We start from the raw sequence: 14,853 nt of genomic DNA, 5'->3' as shown, positions 1-14,853 counted from the left end.
GGTCAGCCGCCGCCGCGTTGCGCCTCGACCTGCGCGCGGCTCGGGCCGAGGTCCGGCCAGTCGCGCTTCGGGTCGGTCTCGACGAGCTCGACCGTGTCGCTGGGGCGGATGCGGGCGGGCAGCTCGCCGAACCTGGCATGCCGCAGGAAGGCCAGGTCCGGATCGCTGAACGTGATCCTGGCCGAGCCGTCGTCCGCCGTGTCGCTCGTCATACCGACAATCGTCCGCCGGGCCCGGGCCGGTACGCAAGGCCGCCGGCCGCCGGCACGGGCACCTTCGGGGTTGGGATGCGGGGTGAGCTGTGGGACACGAGAATGGGGCGATGCCGAGCGTGGGGCGGGCGAAGGTGCTCGCGTACCGGACCGTCGCCAACCAGTTGCACGAGCGGGTCGACGCCGACCCGGGTGACCTCGCGGTGCTCGACCTCGGGGTGCCCAACGTGCCGGCCGGGACGGCGCGGCAGGCCCTCGCCGCCCGGACGAGCAGGTTCGACGGGGACCTCGCGATGGTGTGGTCGACCCGGGGCGCACGCCACCTGCACCGGCGGGCGGACCTGCCGGGGCTGGTCGCGGCGCTGTGGCCGGTGAGCGACGCCGACGCGGAGGCCAGGTTCGGCAGCAGGCAGATCCCCGACGGCGGCAAGCTGGGGATCGGGGCGTTCCGGGCGACGGCCGGGGCGTTCGCGGCGGTGGTCAAGGGGCCGACGTCGAAGGGTGACGCGAGCCGGGGCGTCAGCGACCTCGTCCCGGAGGCCTTGACGTACTACTGCGGGCCGTGCAAGGCGACGCACATCGCCGGATCGGTGTTCCAGCAGGCGGGGCTCGCGGGTGGGGTGCAGCTCGACGAGGCGGCGGCGACCAGCGTGCTGCTGCCGCTCGACGACCCGCCGCCCGTGCCGGAGGGGCCGGGCGACCCGTCGGGGCTGATCCGCGCGTACCTGCGGCTGCTCGGACCCGCGACGCCCAGCGACGTCGCGAAGTACCTCGGCACGACCGTCACGGCGATCAAGCCGGCGTGGCCGGATGGCCTGGCGGAGGTGAGCGTCGACGGGCGCAAGACGTGGATCCCCGAGGAGTGCCTGGCGGACCTGCTGGACGCCGGGCCGGTGCACGGGGTGCGGCTGCTGCCGGCGTCCGATCCGTTCCTGCAGGCGCGGGACCGCGGCGTACTGACGCCGCAGAAGGAACGGGAGAGGGAGGTCTGGCGGGTGCTCGGCAACCCCGGGGCGCTGCTGGTCGACGGGGACCTCGCGGGGTCGTGGCGGGCGAAGGTCGCGGGGAAGCGGCTGGCGGTGACGGTGTCGGCGTGGGGGCCGCTGCGGGCGCCGGTGCGGGCCGCGATCGACGAGGAGGCGCAGCGGGCGGCGGCCTCGCGGGGCATCCCCACCGCCGAGGTCACCGTGGAGCGTGGGGATACTTGAGCGCATGAGTTACTTGATCGCGTTCGCGTCGCGACGGTTGGTGGAGGACGAGTCGCTCCTCCCTGGGTACGTGTACCACGACCCCGAGGACGCGACCCTGCCGGCCGCGCCCGACGGGCGGAAGGCCAGCGGGTGGAACCTGCTGGTCGGTGACGAGACCGACGAGCAGCTCGCCGACGCGGGTGAGCTGCTCATGCCCGACCTGGAGTGGCTCGTCGAGCGCTACCCGGCGTTCGGCAAGGTCGTCAGCGCGGGTTCCGAGGGGCGGCAGTTCGAGTGGGACGCCGACTCCGGCACCTACACCGACGTCGGCCCCTCCACGTTTCAGGACTGAGGCCCCGGCACCGGCAGGATGATCGACGACGGGGCCAGGATCTCCTGCCGGACGGCGCGCAGCTCCAGCTCATGACCGAGCGGCGCGCCCGTGCCCGGGTTGCGCGAGAAGCGCGGGTGCGCCCCGCCGCTGACCTGGACCCGGATGCGGCGCCCCGCCGCGAACCGGTACGCGGTCGGCCACAGCTCCACCCGCACCTCGACCCCGCCGCCACCTGTGGCGCGGGCGAGCCCGTCGCAGATGTTCCACGAGCGGTCCTGCTCGTCCACCTCGCACAGCCGGACGAACACGTCGAAATGCGGCACGAGGTCGCGGTCGGTGAACGGCGTGCCGTCCGGCCGGACGCAGGCAGCCCGGACGGTGATCTCCGCGGCGATCGGGCCGACCACCTCCAGGGGCTCCTCGAGGGGTTCGGACGTGAACGTCAGCACGTCCGGTCGCGCCTCGAGCGGATGGTTGTCGCGCCGGCCGGAGATCTTGCCGATGAGCCGCGGGCCGCCGAGCGCCGGCGTCGGGTCCTTCGGGTCGTACGTGAACCCTTCCAGCCGCTCGCCGTCCGGCGCGGCGGTGGCGCTCAGGCCGCCGTCGCGGCCCAGGTGCAACCGGCGCGTCCCACCGGCCGCGGGAGGCCATTCCGGCAGCTCGCGCCACGTGTCGGTGCCGCCGACGTGGACCCGGACGGGCTGTTCGCGGATGCTTTCGGGGCCGCCGGTGTGCGCGCGGAACCAGGCGACGGCCTCGGCCGCGGAGTGCTGGAAGAGCCCGGCGCTGCCGTGGTGCCACGGGCCGACGGTGAGGTGCGGCCGGAGGCCCGCCGCCTGTAACGCGGTGTAGTCGGCCAGTTGCCATGGCAGGAAGATGTCGTACCAGCCGCCTATCATCAGGACCGGCGCGGTGACCTTCGGCAGGGTGTGGGTGTGTCCGCGCTGAGTCCAGTAGGGGGAGGTGGGGTCGGCCTCGGCGAGCCACCGCTGGAAGAACTCGACCTCGGCTCCGGTCGTGATGCGGTCCGCCTCGGCGAGCGGCACGCGGGCGAGGCCGCGCTGCAGTCTCGGCTGGCCGCGCAGCAGGTCGACGGCGTTGTCCAGCCGGGTGCCGCGCTGCGCGTCGAGGATCGCCGACCAGGTGAGCACGGTGTCGAGGGAGAAGGCGCCGCCGGCGTAGGTCGGCGGGCCGAAGTCGGAGGCGGTGACGATCGTGGCCATCGCCTTGAGCTCGTCGCCCGCCTCGGCCGCGAGCGCCCACTGCACGAAACCGACGTAGCTGGGGCCGTAGGTGAGGAGGCGGCCGTCGTACCAACGCTGCAACCGCAACCAGTCGAGGGTGTCGAGGCCGTCCTCGCGCTCCTGCAGCAGCGGCTCGAACGTGCCGCCGGAGTCCGACGTGCCCCGGCACGACTGGATCAGCACGTTGAAGCCGCGCTGGGCGACGGCCCGGCACAGCACGCTGGTGGGCGCGCCGCGGCCGTAGGGCGTGCGCACCAGCACCGTGGGCAGCGCGGCGTCGAGGGCCGGGCCGTAGTGGTCGGCGCGCAGGATCGCGCCGTCGCGCATCCGGACGGGGATGCCCTTGGTGACGCGGACGCGTCCGGTCAGCGCGGGCGGGAGCTTCAGCAGTCGGCCTACGGGGTCGAGCCTCATGCCGCCCTACGTTAGTAGTCGTTGCAGCAGCGGCCCATGAGCGCCTTGACGTTGTTGACGTAGTTCCAGTTGGTGATCCCGGCGTCACCCTTGGTGAGGTCGACCGCGCCGGCGCCGTTGTTGTAGGCGGACACGACCGCATTGAGCAGCGTCGGGTCGGCGCCCATGATGTCGAACGTGCCGAGCTGCTCGCCGAAGTAGCGGATCGCCCAGGCCAGGTACTGCCCGCCGAGCATCACGTTGTCCTTCGGGGTGTCGATCTTCCAGCTGGTGCCGAAGCGCTGGTTCATCCAGGTCTCGGTGTTGGGCATGACCTGCATGACCCCGACGCCCCCGTCGCAGGCGTAGATGTTGGACTGCCAGCCGCTCTCCTGGTCGGCCACCCCGTACATCAGCCGCTTCGGGACCCTGATGGCCTGCACCTCGGCGGGGGTGTTGCTGCCCCAGAACTGCTTCGTGGACGCCGCGTCCAGATACTCGCGGACGCTCGACTTCGGCAGCTGGGTGCCCTTGTAGGTGGGCTGACAGCCGGGCTTCGCGCTGACCTTCGGCGGCGGGGGCGGCAGCGCGGTCTGCTTCGGCGGCGCGATCGACTTCTTCGTCGGGACCTTCGAGGGCGTCGCGGACGGGGTGGGGCTCGGCGGCGGCGGCGCCGACGTCGCCGCCACGACCACCTCGCTCGCCTCGGCGCTCGGCTCGGCCTCCACCTGTGACGGCCGCGAGCCGGCGGACGTGGGCTTCGGATCCTTGCCCTTGACGAGGACCGTGAGCCCGCCGAGCGCGACCAGGACGACCACGACGAGCGCGCCCAACAGGAAGATCATCCCCGGACGCCGCCGGCGCGGCGCGTCCTCCTCGATCCCCCAGCGCTGCTCAGCGGTGTCGTCGTCCCCATAGAAGCTGCCGTAGCTCATCGATGCCTCCCCGTCCTGGCACGCTATCGCGGACCGCGCCGGCCCGCTGTCCCCTATGACGTCGGAGGAGGCCGGTTTCGATGAGTCCGGGCGCGGTACATCACATCGCGCACTGTGCGTGACGGCACCCTCGGGCCGCCTGGAACAATGGATGCCATGCAGACCCGCGCAGACCTCCGCAACGTCGCCATCGTCGCTCACGTCGACCACGGCAAGACCACCCTTGTCGACGCGATGCTGCGGCAGAGCGGCGCGTTCCACGCGCGCGCGGAGCAGGTCGACCGGGTGATGGACTCGATGGACCTGGAGCGCGAGAAGGGCATCACCATTCTCGCGAAGAACACCGCCGTGCGCTACGTCCCTGCCGACGGCGGAGCCCCGACCACGATCAACATCATCGACACCCCCGGCCACGCCGACTTCGGCGGTGAGGTCGAGCGCGGCCTGACGATGGTCGACGGCGTGGTCCTGCTCGTCGACGCCTCCGAGGGCCCGCTGCCGCAGACCCGGTTCGTGCTGCGCAAGGCGCTGAAGGCCCGCCTGCCGATCATCCTGGTGATCAACAAGGTGGACCGCCCCGACGCCCGGATCAAGGAGGTCATCGACGAGACGTATGAGCTCTTCCTCGACCTCGACGCCGACGAGCACCAGATCGAGTTCCCGATCGTCTATGCCTGCGCCCGCGACGGCATCGCCTCGCTGAGCCAGCCCGAGGACGGCACGGTGCCCGCCGACAGCGACGACCTGCAGCCGCTCTTCCAGACCCTGCTCAACACCATCCCGGCCCCGTCCTACACGGAGGGCGCGCCGCTGCAGGCGCACGTCACCAACCTCGACGCGTCGCCGTTCCTCGGCCGCCTCGCGCTCTGCCGGGTCCGCGAGGGCAAGATCCGCAAGGGTCAGACCGTGGCCTGGATCCGCACCGACGGCACCGTGCAGAACGTCCGCATCTCCGAGCTGCTGATGACCCAGGGCCTGGAGCGCAAGCCCGCCGAGGAGGCCGGGCAGGGTGACATCATCGCGCTCGCCGGCATCCCCGACATCATGATCGGCGAGACCCTCGCCGACGCGGAGAACCCGGTCGCGCTGCCCCTCATCACCGTCGACGAGCCGGCGATCTCGATGACCATCGGCACCAACCAGTCACCCCTCGCCGGCAAGGTCAAGGGCACCAAGGTCACCGCCCGCCTGGTCAAGGACCGCCTCGACCGCGAGATGGTCGGCAACGTGTCGCTGCGCATCCTCCCGACCGAGCGCCCCGACACGTGGGAGGTCCAGGGCCGCGGCGAGCTCGCCCTCGCCATCCTCGTCGAACAGATGCGCCGCGAGGGCTATGAGCTGACCGTCGGCAAGCCGCAGGTCGTCACCCGCGAGGTCGACGGCAAGGTGCACGAGCCGGTCGAGCGCCTCACGATCGACGCCCCCGACGAATACCTGGGCGCCATCACCCAGCTCCTCGCCACCCGCAAGGGCCGCATGGAGCAGATGGTCAACCACGGCACCGGCTGGATCCGCATGGAGTGGCTGGTCCCGGCCCGCGGCCTCATCGGCTTCCGGACCGAGTTCCTCACCGACACCCGCGGCACCGGCATCCTGCACCACGTCTTCGAGAAGTACGAGCCGTGGTTCGGCGAGCTGCGCATGCGCGCCACCGGCTCCCTCGTCGCCGACCGGGCCGGCGTCGCCACCCCCTTCGCGATGATGAACCTCCAGGAGCGCGGCTCCATGTTCATCGAGCCCACCACCGAGGTGTACGAGGGCATGATCGTCGGCGAGAACTCCCGCGCCGACGACATGGACGTCAACATCACCAAGGAGAAGAAGCTCACCAACATGCGCTCGTCCGCCTCGGACGAGACGGAGAAGCTCATCCCGCCGCGCAAGCTCACCCTGGAGCAGGCCCTCGAGTTCTGCCGCGAGGACGAGTGCGTCGAGGTCACCCCGACCGCCGTCCGCATCCGCAAGGTCATGCTCGACCAGAAGGACCGCGAGCGCGTCGCCCGCAAGCGCTCCCACGCCTGATCTGTCCGCTCGAGGGGCCGCTCCGGCGGCCCTTCAGCGTCTCCGGCGCTTGGGCGACCCTAGGCCGCCTCTCGGCGACCAGCACCTTCTCGTCCGCAGACATCGACCACCGACTGGCCGCTGCTTCGACGTCCCTCAGCCATCACCCGGCGTCTCAGGCGCTGCCCGTGGCGGCGGCGTGCGGGACGGACCAGAGTGGCTGCTCGTGGGGGATGCGCTCCAGCACCCCGCCGGCGAACACGGTGTACAGGGGCAGGCTCCGCAGGTGCACGTAGCCGATATGGCAGTCGCACTCCTCCTTCGGGCAGGGCGCTGCGGTGCGGCGCCAGGTGTCGTCGTACAGGTTGCCGAGCGGCTCGGGCACGAAGTGGCACCGGCGGACCGTGCCGTCGCCGAGCACGGAGATCACCTCGTCGCCGGTGCGGCACGCGCGCCCGCGGGACCGGTGCGGCCTGACGCTGTAGCCGAACAGCGGGTCGATCGCGGTCCACGCGGCCTCCTCCGCCGGCGTGTACGTGTGGCCGTCGGCGGCGTTGACCCACAGGTACACCTCGGGAGGCAGCGACGCACGCAGCGCCTTCGCGTCGGGAAGGTGCGCGGGCAGGCCGACGACGCCGACGGAGTGCCGGATGCCGTGCCGGCGCAGCGTCGCCACCTGCAGCAGGAAGCGCTCCAGGCTCGTCTGCCCGGGGTGGTACGTGCACCACAGCGCGAGCGTGTCCCGGTCGGCGTCGGCGACCCAGCCGAGCCGCCCCGCGAGGTTGGTCTGGATCGCGGCCCGCCCGACGTGCGGCAGGTGCGACAGCCGGACGAGCGCGGCCCGGTACCAGGACCGCGTCAGCCCCTCGCCCCACGGCGTGAACAGCACCTCGGTCGGCTCGGCGGGGTGCGACTCGACCCAGCCGACGAACCGGTCGAGCGCGGCCCGGTCCTCGCGCAGCAGTTCGGGTGGGTCGCGCCGCTTCGCGAACGGGCAGTACGGGCAGTCGTAGTTGCAGCTCGCGAGCGGGCCGCGGTACAGGATCTTCATCGCGGCACGTGCCCGGCCATGGCGGCGCGGACGCCTGCGGAGATGAGCCAGGGCCCGATCGCGTCGGAGTGCGCGAGCCCCTCGGCCGTGAGACGGTGCCCGTCGAGGTGGCCGCTGCCGCGGAGCAGGCTCAGCGCCGGGAAGTCGTCGTCGACGCCGGTGCCGAACCGCGCCCAGTACGCCGCCGGCTCCACCCCCGACGCCCGCAGCAGCGACTTGAGCAGCCAGCGGCGGCGCTGCTCGGTGCCGTCGAGCACGAACCCGACCTCGGCCACGTCGAAGTCCTCCGCCGGCCGCGCCAGGTAGTCGTCCAGAATGCCCCGGACCTGCCGGACACTCACCGCATAGTCGAACGAATAGTGCAGTCCCGTCGTGTACGACCTGGCCCCGCACCCCAGTCCGACCATGCCGTCGTCCTGGCAGCAGTACCCGGGACCGGCGGAATCGCCGATCGGCGCGGCGTCACGCCGCCGGAACGCGCGCATCGACTGCTGCTCGTAGCCCGCGTCGGCGAGCAGGTCGACGGCGTGCCGGTAGAGCCCGAGCCGCTGCGCGTCCCATTCGGGGTCGGGCGTGCCGGGGGCGCGCCGGCCGAGCCCGGTCATCGGCCGCACGTACAGCGGGTACAGGTACAGCTCCTCGGGCCGCCACGTCAGCGCCGTGCGCAGCGACGCGGTCCAGGTGGCGGCGGTCTGGCCGGGGATGCCGTAGATGAGGTCGATGTTCAGCTCGGCCGGACCGGCCGCGCGGATCGTGTCGAGGGCCCGGTCGACCTCGGCGCGACGCTGCGGCCGGCCCGCGGCGTGCGCCTCGGCGTCGAGGAAGCTCTGCACGCCGATGCTGACCCTGGTCGTGCCGCGCTCGACGAGGACCGCGAGCCGGTCGGCGGTCGCCGTGGCGGGCGACGTCTCCACCGACGTCGGCACCGCGCGCAGGTCCGCGCCGGTGGCCCGCTCGACGGTGTCGAACAGCCGGCTCAGCTCGGCCGCCGTCAGGTACGTCGGGGTCCCGCCGCCGATCGCGGCCCGGGCGTAGCTCGCGCCCGGCACGGCGGCGGCGACCCGGCCCGCCTGCCGGGCCAGCTGGTCGAGGTATGCGGTGACCTGCTCGGCGGGCGGCCGCGCCCTGGTGAACAGGTTGCAGAACCCGCACCGCATCTCACAGAACGGCACGTGGACGTAGAGGAACAGCGCGTCCGTCGCCTCCGCCGCCCACACGTCGGCGAGCGCCGGCCGGGGACGCAGCGGCCGGTATGCGGTCTTGTGCGGGTACGCGTACAGGTACCCCTGATACGGAGATCCGAGCATCACCACTCCCCCGGCTCGAGCGTGAACTCGGCGTACGGCACCGTCCACACCACCTCGTGCGCGAAGCGGTGCCCGATGTGCCCGTCCTCGCCGTACGCCGTGCCGTGGTCGCTGCACATGATCACGTGGCACGGCCGGCCGCGGGACGTGACGAGCCCGAACAGCGTCGGCAGGTGCCGGTCGACGTATGCCAGCGCCGCCCCGTGCGACGCGACCGTGTCCTCGGCGGCGCCGGGCAGGTAGTGCCGGTTGGGCTGATGCATGGCGGCGACGTTGACGAACGTGAACAGCGGCCCGTCATCGGGCAGCACCGTCTTGAGCCGCTCGAGCTGCGCCTCGAAGCAGCCCGGGTTGGTGACCCCGAAGTCCCGCGTCCAGTGCGCCTCGTCGAAGAGCCCCGGCAGCACCCCGCCCTGCGCCGACGTCATCGCGAAGAAGCCCACGCCGCCGACGCAGATGGTGTGGTACCCCGCGGCCCGCAACCCGGTGACGACATCACCCTCGTCGAACTCCCACGTGTCCTCGCCGACCGTCGTGCTGCCCGGGAAGCGCGCCGCGAACGGCCGCTCGTGCGGCCCCGGCGTCACCGGTGTCGGCAGGAACCCGCCGAAGAACGCGTGGTGCGCCGCATACGTGAACGACGCCGGCGTGTGCCGCCGCTCCCACTCCCCACCGGGAAGCACCTTCGCCAGGTTGGGCGTCTGCCCGGCCCGCAGCTGCCCGGCCGCGACGTCGTGCCGCAGCGTGTCCAACGTGACGAACAGCAGGTCATGGCTGCCGACAAACCTCTTCACCGCACAGCCCAGCTCTCCGTGGCGCCTCCACGAGCAGCCGCACCCGCCGCTGATTCACCACGCGGAGCCCCCTGCCCGCCGACCGCAACGCCGGAAACGCCCGACCCGGCAACCACAACGCGGGGAACACCCGGCCCAGCGACCACGCCACCCAGAGCACGCTGCCCGGCAAGCACGACATGCGGCAGGCGCGCGGCAACCGTGCCACGGGCGAACGTCCCAGGCAGTGCCGTGACCGTAGCGGGTTCGCTGACCCGGATCGGCGCGCGCACGGTGCCGCCGGCCAGCTGCGGCAAGGCAATCAGCCGCGACGACTCGCGGTCGACCGACTGCGACGGCTGGTCAGCGACGACCTGCGCCTGCACGCCTGCTACCGGAGACGGCGGCGCAGCGGTGACCGAAGGCGACGGGGCGGTGAAGCGGCCGGAGAGGAGGGCGTCGAGCTCGGCGGAGTACGTGTCGCGGCCGGCGACGAGCAGCCCGGGCAGCAGGTCGCCGAACGCGTTGACCTCGGCGACGGCGTGGGTGCCGTGGTCGCGGCCGAACATCAGGTCCACGCCGACGTGCAGGCTGCCGGGGAAGCAGGCCGCCGCCGCCTCGCAGGTGCGCATCGCGGCCGCCCAGTGCTCCTCCCCCACGGCGGCCCGGACGCCGGGCAGGTCGCCGCGGGCGTTGCCCAGGTGCAAATTGGTCATCGGGGACCTGCCGGTGCGCACGACGACGTGGCTGACCCGGCCGGCGACGACGAGCACCCGCAGGTCGAACACGAGCCCGTCGTGCGACGCCTTCGGCAGCCACCGCTCGACGTGCAGGCCGTCGACGGCGAGCCGGTCGACGATCGCGGCGATGGTCCGCTCGTCGGTATACCTGTGCACCCGCAGCTCGTTGTAGAGCTTGTCGCCGTCGAGGGCCGCGGAGGTGTACGCGACGACCCGCCCCCGCTCGCGAGCCCCGCCGAACCCGAGCGCGACGACCCCCGACGCCGACGACCCGTGCGGCGGCTTGACGAACACCCGCCGCCAGCCGCGCTCACGGATCTCCTGGTAGCCGGCCGCGGCGAACGCCTCGGGCACCGCCACGCCCCTGGACCGCAGCAGCGCGTGGCACCGCCGCTTGTCGAACATGACGTCGAGCTCGTCGACCGCGGTCAGCAGCGGCACGCCCCACGCCTCGACCCGGCGGGCCGCCGCGACGAGGCCGCGGTGCCAGGCGGCGAGCCCGACGATCTCGCCGTGCGCGGCCTCGCTCCCCGCGCCCCGCAGCAGCCGGTCGGTCTCGGCGTCCTCCCCCGGTGACTCCAGCCGGATCCAGCTCGACCCGCCGCCGTCGACCCGCGCGCCGGCGCAGACGTCGCGCCAGCTCACGACCGTGGGCTCGGGGAGTCCCGCGGCGACGGCCGCGTCGCGGAACAGCCTGACCCGCCGGTTGCCGGGAACGCCGACGACGGTGATGGCGGTCATTCCGACACTGCCGTGTAGCGCTCGCCGTCGTCCTCCTCCTGCTGGTCGGACAGGTCGACGTCGACGCCGGGCAGCTCGGCCCGGAGCCGGTCGGCAAGCTCGGCCGAGACGAAGTGGTGGGACAGGTCGAGCCGTCGCAGGTGGGTCAGCGGCTGGCCGAGCAGGAGCGCCTCGGCGCCCCGGTCGGAGAGGATGCCGAGGGACAGGTCGAGCTCCTCGAGGCGGGGCACGACGGGCGCGCCGGCGAGCGCGGCCGCGACCTGGTCGGCGATCTCGGCGTTGCGCAGCGCGAGCCGGCGCAGCCGCGGCATGCCCGAGCCGCTGAGGACCGGCGTCAGGTCATCGACGGTGATGTCGCCGCCATACTCGCTGACGCCGAGCCACAGCTCCAGGTCGGTCAGCGCCGGCAGGTGCGAGTCGACGACGCCGCGGAGGAAGGCCGCGGGCAGGCCGCCGCTCTCCACCGCCAGCTCACGCAGGCGCATGTGCCGCACCGGCGACAGCTGCAGCCCGTCGGCGCCGCGGATGCGCAGGATCTCCAGCCCCGGGAACGCGGCGAGCAGCGGCGCCACGTCGGTGTGGTTGATCCAGGAGATCTCGCACTCCTCGCCGGTCATCTCGCCGATGAACAGCGCCCGCAGGTGCGGCAGGCGGGCGCGGGCGGCGATGAGCAGGTGCAGGGGCGGCGCGGTGTCATACGCCTCGCCCCACTGGCCGATGACGAACGCGTGGATGGACTCGCCGCCGACGACGTCGAGGCACCGGTCGAGGGTGGAGCCGAACACCTCCTCGCTGTCCTCATAGTCCGTCTCGATCCGCCACGCGACGGCGCTGCGCGGGGTGCCAGCCCGGTCCAGCTTGTCGACGACGCCGGGCCCGAACTGCATCACCGGAAGCCCGGCGAACGTCGTGATGTGCCTCATGCGCGGGACCCTAACAGGACCCCCCGACATTTCCCGGCGACCGGCGGGGCAGCTGCGGCGCGGCGAACCGCCAACCCTGCGTGAGCAGCTCGTCGCAGGCCGCAAGCGCCGTGCGCAGTCGCATCCGGTACGTCCCGGTCAGCTCGATCCACGGGACCCGGCCGGCGGCGAGCTCGGTGCGGAACCGGTCGGTCATCCACCCGCGTAGATGCTCGCCGTCACGCATCCCGTCGTCCTCGAAGGGCACGTCGTCGTCGGGGGTCAGCAGGTACAGCGCGGGCTCGCGGGCGGCGGCGCGGACCTCCGGCGAGGCGGAGCCGAGGTAACGCTCCTCCCAGACGGCGGTGGCGAACGCGTCGGTGTCGCAGATGAGCAGCGGCCCGCCGGCCCGGGCCGCGGCGTCCTCCGCGGCGTTCTGCTCGCGCACGACGGTCAGGAAGTCCTCGCGGTCCCAGACGAGGTCCTCGACCTTGACGCCGGCGGCCATCTTCAGCTCGGTGAGGGTCCGCCCGTACTCCGGGACCCAGCGCGTGCCGGCGAACGCTCCGCCGCGCAGTCTGAGCTGGGCGGCGAGCGCCCGCGCGAGGGTGGTGGTGCCGGTCGACTCGGCGCCGACGACGACCACCCGCCGGGCCAGCCAGCCGCGTACGGGAGGGGCCAGGAACGCCCAGTTGGCCACCGGATCGGCGCGGACGGCCGTGCCCGAGACCGGCACACCGCGCCTCGACGGGTCGACCGGGACGTGCCGCGCGTCGAACCGTCGGGCGAGCTCATCGCCGTACAACTCGGACGAAAAAACCAGGTCGACCTGCACCGGACCGACGGCCCCGCGGAAGACCTCGTAGTGCGCCTGCCAGATGTCGGGGTCGTCGTAGTCGATCGGCAGGTCGCAGTACACGCCGGCGAAGCGCACGTGCGGGCTGGCCGAATGGACCTCGCGCAGCCAGTCGAGGCGGGTCTCGAGCGGGATGGACTCGGTGCTCGATGGTGCGACGACGACGGTGACCCGGTCGCATGTACGGGCAGCGGTGTCGATGAGCAGGTGGTGCCCGGCGTGCGGCGGGTAGAACTTGCCGACGACGAGGCCGTGGGTCACGCCGGCACCGTCTCGCGCCGCGGGTCGAGGGCCTGCCGCCACGCGCGCAACCCCAGGACGCACAGGGCGAGGAAGGCGAGGTAGAGCACCGCGGTGAGCCACAGGTCCTTGTACCCGTAGAGCGGCACGTAGACGACGTCGACCGCGATCCACAGCCACCAGCTCTCGACGAGCCGGCGGGTCTGTCCGTAGGTCGCGAGCAGGGAGAGAGCGGTGGTCGCGGCGTCCGGCCACGGCACGGTCGAGCTGGTGAAACGGTCGAGGTACCACCACAACGCCACGGTGAGCGACACACCGGCGACAGCGAGTGCACCCCATTCGACGCGGGTCGTGCGACGGACTACCGTCGTGGCACCCGGACGCCACCGCCACCAGCCGTAGGCGCCGAGCACCACATAGACCACCTGAAGCCAGGCGTCGCCGTAGAGGCCGACGTGCCAGAACGCGACCATGAGCAGCAGCACGTTGGCGATGCCGATGGGCCAGTTCGCGATGTGCTGCCGCACGACCAGCCAGACCGTGACCAGCCCCGTCAGGAACCCCAGCAGCTCCGCCCATGTGGTGGGGGCGCCGAAAGCGTGGAAGGCGGTGGATGTGAGCCAGTCGAGCACGATGTCCCCTACCCTGTCCGAATGGTTCTGGAAGTTGCACTCATCGACGTGCTCGCCGGTCGCGAGGACGAGTTCGCCGCCGCGTACAGCAAGGCACACACGCTGCTCGCGACCACCCCCGGCTGCCGGTCCGTGCGCATGACACGCGGCGTCGAGTCACCGACCCGGTTCGTGCTGCTGGTGGAGTGGGACTCGGTCGACGCGCACCTGGACAACTTCCGCGCCACCGACCGCTTCACGCAGTGGCGCGGGCTGCTCGGGCCGTTCTTCAACGGCGCTCCGACCGTCGAGCACTTCGTCGACGTGCCCGCCTGACCGGTCAGTCGCCGGCCTTTTTCCACACGGTGAAGTCGAGGTACGTGGTGTAGAGCTGGCCGCTGACGACGGCCTCGCCGGACCGGGGCGTGAACCAGCCGAACCGCTGGTCGCCGGTGCGGACGCAGACCTTCGTGGTGGGCAGCAGCGCGCTGAGCAGGACCCGGTCGCCCCACTGGGCGGCCGGGACCGCCGAGCAGACGGCGAGGGTCGGCGTAACCAGGACGGGGGCGAAGGCCGCGCCGCCCACGGCGGTCAGCCCGAGCGCGCCGGCGGCCATGTCGGCGCCGGACGCCTGCTTGGCGCCGTTGTCGAAGTCGAACGTCTCGTCGGGCTGCCCCGCGAGGACGGTCATCCGCACGGTGCCGGCGCGCAGCACGTCGGTGACGGTGCCCTCCGGCACGGGGCTGGTCACGACGGCGCTCGGGTCGGGGGTGCCGGCGCTGAGCGCGGGCACGGGCGATCCGTTGGCGTCGAGGCTCGGGGACCCTGTGCCCCCCGCAGTGGCCCCGGCGGTGGCCCCGGACCCGGCCGGCGTCGTCGCCTCGGTCAGCGGCGCGGTGGCGGCACGGTTCTCACCGGTCGGCGTCTGCGTGTCGCCGGACGACTTCCGGGTGGCGAGCACCCCGCCCACCGCCGCGGCGAGGAGCACGATCAGGCCGATGACCAGGGCGGCGATCCGCCAGCGGCGGCTGTGCGCCTCCGGGGGCGGCTCGGTGGCCGCGACCGGCGGCACTTCCTGCGGTGCCTCCTGCGGCGCCCGCTGCTCTTCCTTCGGGGGAGTCGCCTGCCTGGGGACGATCGCGTAGGCCGAGGTCGGCCAGCCGGACCCGCCGTCGAGCGGCGAGTCCGACATCCAGCCACGCCGGCTGCGGGGTCGCGGCGGCGACCCGTTGACCTGGTCGTGGCTCGGCTCCGTCGGCGGATCCTGCCGTGGGGGGTGTCCCGGCTCCATGCAGCGCGTCCTTCTGGTCCTGGCGTCGGTGC

General features: G+C 72.8%; 15 protein-coding genes. 4 read left to right on the top strand and 11 right to left on the bottom strand.

All coding sequences use genetic code 11. The features are described 5' to 3' along the window. Positions 1–2: 2 nt before the first annotated feature. On the bottom strand, positions 3–212 hold the full coding sequence (locus tag ABZ321_RS39300) for a hypothetical protein (RefSeq protein ID WP_344503488.1): 210 nt from the start codon (positions 210–212) through the stop codon (positions 3–5). Positions 213–322: 110 nt separating this feature from the next. Here ABZ321_RS39300 and ABZ321_RS39295 point away from each other — a divergent pair, with 110 nt between their 5' ends. Continuing rightward, positions 323–1,420 (top strand): winged helix DNA-binding domain-containing protein, encoded by a 1,098-nt coding sequence (locus ABZ321_RS39295; protein WP_354900637.1) that lies wholly within the window; start codon positions 323–325, stop codon positions 1,418–1,420. A gap of 4 nt (positions 1,421–1,424) precedes the next feature. Further along, entirely contained in the window at positions 1,425–1,754 is a 330-nt protein-coding gene (locus ABZ321_RS39290) for a hypothetical protein (RefSeq protein WP_344503486.1), read from the top strand. Here the strand turns inward: ABZ321_RS39290 and ABZ321_RS39285 are convergent. Beyond that, complete coding sequence (locus tag ABZ321_RS39285; RefSeq protein WP_354900635.1) at positions 1,745–3,394, bottom strand: CocE/NonD family hydrolase; 1,650 nt, start codon at positions 3,392–3,394, stop codon at positions 1,745–1,747. The genes ABZ321_RS39290 and ABZ321_RS39285 overlap by 10 nt on opposite strands. Before the next feature lie 11 nt (positions 3,395–3,405). Beyond that, complete coding sequence (locus ABZ321_RS39280) at positions 3,406–4,308, bottom strand: lytic transglycosylase domain-containing protein (RefSeq protein ID WP_354900633.1); 903 nt, start codon at positions 4,306–4,308, stop codon at positions 3,406–3,408. 156 nt (positions 4,309–4,464) lie between these two features. Between ABZ321_RS39280 and typA the strand changes: the two genes are divergently transcribed. Continuing rightward, positions 4,465–6,330 (top strand): translational GTPase TypA, encoded by a 1,866-nt coding sequence (typA, locus tag ABZ321_RS39275; RefSeq protein WP_344503483.1) that lies wholly within the window; start codon positions 4,465–4,467, stop codon positions 6,328–6,330. A 154-nt stretch (positions 6,331–6,484) separates the two neighbouring features. Here the strand turns inward: typA and ABZ321_RS39270 are convergent, their stop codons facing one another. The 7 genes from ABZ321_RS39270 to pnuC are packed head-to-tail and all read right to left on the bottom strand — an operon-like array spanning position 6,485 to position 13,551. Further along, positions 6,485–7,360, bottom strand: a complete 876-nt coding sequence (locus ABZ321_RS39270; protein ID WP_354900631.1) for an STM4011 family radical SAM protein — start codon at positions 7,358–7,360, stop codon at positions 6,485–6,487. After that, positions 7,357–8,667, bottom strand: coding sequence for an STM4012 family radical SAM protein (locus ABZ321_RS39265; protein ID WP_354900630.1), 1,311 nt, complete (start codon positions 8,665–8,667; stop codon positions 7,357–7,359). The genes ABZ321_RS39270 and ABZ321_RS39265 overlap by 4 nt, the downstream gene beginning before the upstream one ends. Next, positions 8,667–9,461 (bottom strand): STM4013/SEN3800 family hydrolase, encoded by a 795-nt coding sequence (locus tag ABZ321_RS39260; RefSeq protein ID WP_354900628.1) that lies wholly within the window; start codon positions 9,459–9,461, stop codon positions 8,667–8,669. The genes ABZ321_RS39265 and ABZ321_RS39260 overlap by 1 nt, the downstream gene beginning before the upstream one ends. Beyond that, complete coding sequence (locus ABZ321_RS39255; RefSeq protein ID WP_354900626.1) at positions 9,458–10,921, bottom strand: STM4014 family protein; 1,464 nt, start codon at positions 10,919–10,921, stop codon at positions 9,458–9,460. The genes ABZ321_RS39260 and ABZ321_RS39255 overlap by 4 nt, the downstream gene beginning before the upstream one ends. Continuing rightward, the gene (locus ABZ321_RS39250; protein ID WP_344503477.1) at positions 10,918–11,844 is read right to left on the bottom strand and encodes an STM4015 family protein; all 927 of its coding nucleotides are present in this window, start codon (positions 11,842–11,844) and stop codon (positions 10,918–10,920) included. Before ABZ321_RS39250 ends, ABZ321_RS39255 begins: the two co-directional genes overlap by 4 nt. Before the next feature lie 10 nt (positions 11,845–11,854). Next, a complete protein-coding gene (locus tag ABZ321_RS39245; protein ID WP_354900624.1) occupies positions 11,855–12,940 on the bottom strand; it encodes an AAA family ATPase in 1,086 nt (361 codons plus the stop codon). After that, positions 12,937–13,551, bottom strand: coding sequence for a nicotinamide riboside transporter PnuC (pnuC, locus tag ABZ321_RS39240; RefSeq protein WP_344503475.1), 615 nt, complete (start codon positions 13,549–13,551; stop codon positions 12,937–12,939). The genes ABZ321_RS39245 and pnuC overlap by 4 nt, the downstream gene beginning before the upstream one ends. 21 nt (positions 13,552–13,572) lie before the next feature. Here pnuC and ABZ321_RS39235 point away from each other — a divergent pair, with 21 nt between their 5' ends. Beyond that, positions 13,573–13,866 (top strand): antibiotic biosynthesis monooxygenase family protein, encoded by a 294-nt coding sequence (locus ABZ321_RS39235; RefSeq protein ID WP_354900622.1) that lies wholly within the window; start codon positions 13,573–13,575, stop codon positions 13,864–13,866. Positions 13,867–13,870: 4 nt separating this feature from the next. Here ABZ321_RS39235 and ABZ321_RS39230 read toward each other — a convergent pair whose 3' ends face one another. Continuing rightward, on the bottom strand, positions 13,871–14,821 hold the full coding sequence (locus ABZ321_RS39230) for a hypothetical protein (RefSeq protein WP_354900621.1): 951 nt from the start codon (positions 14,819–14,821) through the stop codon (positions 13,871–13,873). Positions 14,822–14,853: the final 32 nt, after the last annotated feature.

Origin of the sequence: Dactylosporangium sp. NPDC006015 (assembly GCF_040614215.1) — a bacterium.
GTDB lineage: Bacteria > Actinomycetota > Actinomycetes > Mycobacteriales > Micromonosporaceae > Dactylosporangium > Dactylosporangium maewongense.
This window is presented reverse-complemented; position numbering and strand designations above follow the sequence as displayed.